We start from the raw sequence: 4,080 nt of genomic DNA, 5'->3' as shown, positions 1-4,080 counted from the left end.
ACCGGTTGCGGGCCGCGAGCGCGGACTTCCGCCGGCTCTGGGCCGAGCACGAAGTGGCGGTCCGGCGTGCCGACCGCAAGACCCTGCTGCATCCGCAGGTCGGCAGCCTGCTGATGGACTGCGAGACCCTGGTCACTCCCGACCAGGGCCAGCAGCTGCTGGTGCTCACCCCGGCGGACGCCGAGACCCGCGAGCGGCTGGAACTGCTGCGCGTACTCGGCACCCAGGAATTTCCCACAGGCGCGACGGACACGCCGCCACGGTGAAGCCGTGGAGCACTGACACCGTGGCCGTGGCCCGCCGAGCCGGGGTACGCGGAAAAACTTCGGGGAATCTCGGAGGCGCTGTCGATTCGGCCGGTGTCCGTTCGACGCAGGGGTGAGAGGTGGGGAAAGGCCCTGCCTTTGCGACCGAGGAGTCACCATGCCGCGTTTTCTGACGTTGGTCCGCATCGATGAGCAGAACGTGTCCCCCGATGCGGCAGGCCCCGAGTTCGAGCAGCGGATGGGCGCGCTGTTCGAGGAGATCACCAAGGCCGGAGTCATGCTGGACACGGCCGGGCTCACACCGACCGCCGACGGCACCCGGGTCACCTGGTCCGGTGGCAGGTTCAGCTACACCGACGGGCCCTTCACCGAGAGCAAGGAAGTCATCGGGGGCTACTCCATCACCCAGTGCAAGGACAAGGCCGAGGCGCTGGAGTGGGCCAAGCGGTTCCTGGAGATCCATCCGGAGCACTGGGAGATCACCGTCGAGGTCCGCGAGATCGCCGAGGGCTGATCCGAAGGCCGATCCGAGCGCTGGTCCGAGCGCTGGTCCGAGCGCTGATCGGGGCTGCGCTTGCTCCGTCGCCGTACGGCTGTTCTGATGGGTGGCTGTGACGGCGGCAAGCGCGACCGAGACGGTCGAAGCGGTGTTCAGGATCGAGTCCGCGCGGATCATCGCCGGTGTCGCCCGCATCGTACGGGACGTGGGCATCGCCGAGGAGCTCGCGCAGGACGCTCTGGTCGCCGCGCTGGAGCAGTGGCCGGAGTCGGGCGTCCCGGACAGACCGGGCGCCTGGCTCATGGCCACCGCCAAGCACCGCGCCATCGATCTCGTCCGCCGCAAGGAGACGTACGCACACAAGCTCGCCGAGGTCGGACGCGCCCTGGAGGACGTCCCTCCGCCCGAGCCGCGGGACTCCGACGACATCGACGACGATCTGCTGCGGCTGATCTTCACCGCGTGCCATCCCGTGCTGTCCACGGAGGCCCGGATCGCGCTCACGCTGCGGTTGCTGGGCGGACTGACGACGGAGGAGATCGCCCGCGCGTTCCTGGCCTCGGAGCCGACGGTCGCCCAGCGCATCGTCCGCGCGAAACGGGCGCTCGCCAAGGCCGGAGTGCCCTTCGAGGTCCCGTACGGCTGCGACCGCGCCGCCCGGCTCTCGTCGGTCCTCGAAGTCATCTACCTGATCTTCAACGAGGGCTACTCCGCGACGGCCGGTGACGACCTCGTACGCCCGGCCCTGTGCGAGGACGCGCTGCGGCTGGCCCGTGTCCTGGCCGGTCTGATGCCCGGGGAGCCCGAGGTCCACGGACTGGCGGCGCTGCTGGAGTTCCAGGCGTCCCGTATCGCGGCCCGCACGGGCCCCGACGGTGAACCGGTACTGCTCGCCGACCAGAACCGCGCCAAGTGGAACCGGCTGCTCATCCTCCGTGGTGTCGAGGCCCTGCACCGGGCGGGCGACGGCCCGTACTCCGTCCAGGCGGCGATCGCCGCGTGCCACGCGCGTACGCTCCGTTACGAGGACACGGACTGGAAGGCGATCGCCGCGCTGTACGGGCGGCTGCTGGCCCTGATCCCCTCCCCCGTGGTGGAGCTGAACCGCGCGGTCGCCGTCTCGATGTCGGAGGGCCCGGCGGCCGGTCTGAAGCTGGTGGACGCCCTCACCGAGGAACCGGCCCTGAAGGGCTACCACCTGCTGCCGAGCGTCCGAGGAGATCTGCTGGAGCGCCTCGGACGTGAGGAGGAGGCGCGCGCGGAATTCGAACGGGCGGCGTCGCTGACCCGTAACGCGCGCGAGCGTGAACTGCTTCTGGAACGAGCTTCGCGCCACCGCCCTACGACCGGTCGGTGACCGGTCGGTAGGCCGCCAGGTCGCTCGGACCCGGGCGCGGTGCCGACGTCAATCCGCTCAGTATCCGGCCGGGCGCACCAGCCCCGACTCGTACGCGAAGACCGCGACCTGCGTACGGTCGCGCAGGCCCAGTTTGACCAGGATCCGGCCCACATGGGTCTTCACCGTCTGCTCCGCCACCACCAGGGACACGGCGATCTCCGCGTTGGACAGGCCCTGTGCGATCAGGGACAGCACCTCGGTCTCACGCTCCGTGAGATCGGCGACGCGGTCCTTGAGCGGCGCCCTGGGCGCGGCGCTCATCCGTGAGAACTCGGCGATCAGCCGCTTGGTGATGTTCGGGGCGAGCAGGGCGTCGCCGGCCGCCACCACCCGTACCGCCTGCGCCAGTTCGGCGGCCGACGCGTCCTTCAGCAGAAAGCCGGACGCGCCCGCGCGCAGCGCCTCGTACACATACTCGTCAAGATCGAAGGTGGTCAGGACGAGCACTTTGACGGTGGCGCCGACCGGACCGGTGATGCGGCGCGTCGCCTCGATACCGCCGATTCCGGGCATCCGTATGTCCATCAGCACCACGTCGGGAGTGAGGTCGGCGACCTTGGCGACGGCGTCGAGGCCGTCCACGGCCTGGCCGACGACCTCGATGCCGGACTCGGCGTTGAGCAGCACGGTGAGGCCCTGGCGGACCATCATCTGATCGTCGGCGATCAGGACACGGATGGCCGTCCTCGTCGTGGTCATACGGTGTCCTCGATGTCCTCGGCGTACTCAACAGATTCGACAGGCCCGGTCGGCGGGCTTGTGGGCAGCATCGCGGTCACTTCCCAGCCGCCCTCGGGCGTGGCCCCGGTCACCAGTTCGCCGCCCAGCATCGCGGTGCGCTCGCGCATACCGAGCAGACCGTGGCCGACTGGACCCTGGCCGGCTCCCGGTACGGGAGAAGGTGAAGGCCGAGCCGTACGGCCGGGCGCGGTGTTCGTGATCCGGACCGTGATCCCCGACGCGTGATACCCGGTCTCCACCCGTACCTCCGCTCCCGGCGCGTGCCGCATCACATTGCTGAGCGCCTCCTGCACGATACGGAACGCCGACAGCCCGACGCCCGGCGGCAGCGGACGCGGTTCCCCGACCGTACGCGCCGTGACGGCGACTCCGGCGCCGCGCACATTGCCGACCAGCTCGTCCAGCCGGTCGAGGCTGGGCTGCGGAGCGTGCCGCGCGCCCTCGGCGAGGGCGTCCTCGGAGCGCAGTACGCCGAGCACCCGGCGCAGTTCGGTGAGCGCCTCGACCGCGTTCTCGCGGATGCCCGCGAGATTCTCCCGCAGCTCCTCGGACGGGTTCTCGGCCAGATGCGGGGCCGCCTGGGCCTGGATGGAGATCACCGACATATGGTGGGCGACCACATCGTGCAGCTCGCGCGCGATCCGGTTGCGCTCCTCCAGGAGGGTGCGCCGGGCCCGTTCCTCGGCGGTGATCTCCTCCTGTACGACCAGTTCCGTACGGGCCACCTGACGGCCGCGCAGCGCGGCTCCGACCACCACGGCGATCACCAGGATCGCCGTCACGGAGCCGATGCCCAGGGGCCCGGGCGCGAGCGCGCCGCAGAGCACGACCGACAGCGCACTGATCACCAGCACCTCGGCGGCGATCCGAGGGCGGGCCCGCAGCGCGACCAGGAACACCGCCAGGGCCTGGAAGGCGAATCCGCTGTCGATCCAGGACATCGAGGTGCTCTCGACAGGCTGCGCGAGCGACGCGACCACGACCATGGCGATCGTCGAGGCCCACCAGGCCAGCACCGGCAGGAACGGCGCGGTGACCAGAGACACCGACTGGACCACGGCGAGCAGGATGCCGATGGGCACACCGATCCGGAAGTCGAAGGCGTACTGATTCGTGTTGAGCAAGGCCAGGAGCGGCGCGAGCACCACGAGCGGCGACACGAGCGCGGGCCGCCA

General features: G+C 70.3%; 4 protein-coding genes and 1 pseudogene. 3 read left to right on the top strand and 2 right to left on the bottom strand.

Going from position 1 to position 4,080, the window contains the following annotated elements; all coding sequences use genetic code 11:
• From GA0115259_RS06385 to GA0115259_RS06375, 3 genes and pseudogenes are all read left to right on the top strand, one after another.
• A pseudogene (locus tag GA0115259_RS06385) lies at positions 1–266 on the top strand (transcriptional regulator); the annotation flags it as partial.
• 157 nt (positions 267–423) lie between these two features.
• Positions 424–780: a YciI family protein gene (locus GA0115259_RS06380; protein WP_093592101.1), complete on the top strand. Its 357-nt coding sequence runs from the start codon at positions 424–426 to the stop codon at positions 778–780.
• Between the two features lie 97 nt (positions 781–877).
• Entirely contained in the window at positions 878–2,122 is a 1,245-nt protein-coding gene (locus GA0115259_RS06375) for an RNA polymerase sigma factor (RefSeq protein ID WP_093592098.1), read from the top strand.
• A gap of 57 nt (positions 2,123–2,179) precedes the next feature.
• Here GA0115259_RS06375 and GA0115259_RS06370 read toward each other — a convergent pair whose 3' ends face one another.
• Both GA0115259_RS06370 and GA0115259_RS06365 read right to left on the bottom strand, forming a co-directional pair.
• Positions 2,180–2,863, bottom strand: a complete 684-nt coding sequence (locus tag GA0115259_RS06370; protein WP_093592095.1) for a response regulator — start codon at positions 2,861–2,863, stop codon at positions 2,180–2,182.
• Positions 2,860–4,080 (bottom strand): sensor histidine kinase (locus GA0115259_RS06365; RefSeq protein WP_107469142.1); only part of this gene is annotated, 1,221 nt, incomplete at its 5' end. The genes GA0115259_RS06365 and GA0115259_RS06370, both read right to left, overlap by 4 nt.

This window comes from Streptomyces sp. MnatMP-M17, from assembly GCF_900091995.1.
Lineage (GTDB): Bacteria > Actinomycetota > Actinomycetes > Streptomycetales > Streptomycetaceae > Streptomyces.
The sequence above is the reverse complement of the archived record's forward strand: the minus strand, read 5'-3'. Positions and strand labels throughout refer to the sequence as shown.

Bases quoted from the DNA above. Each gene is read 5' to 3' on its own strand.
- GA0115259_RS06380 (WP_093592101.1), top strand. From the start codon at position 424: ATGCCGCGTTTTCTGACGTTGGTCCGCATCGATGAGCAGAACGTGTCC.
- GA0115259_RS06370 (WP_093592095.1), bottom strand. From the start codon at position 2,863: ATGACCACGACGAGGACGGCCATCCGTGTCCTGATCGCCGACGATCAG.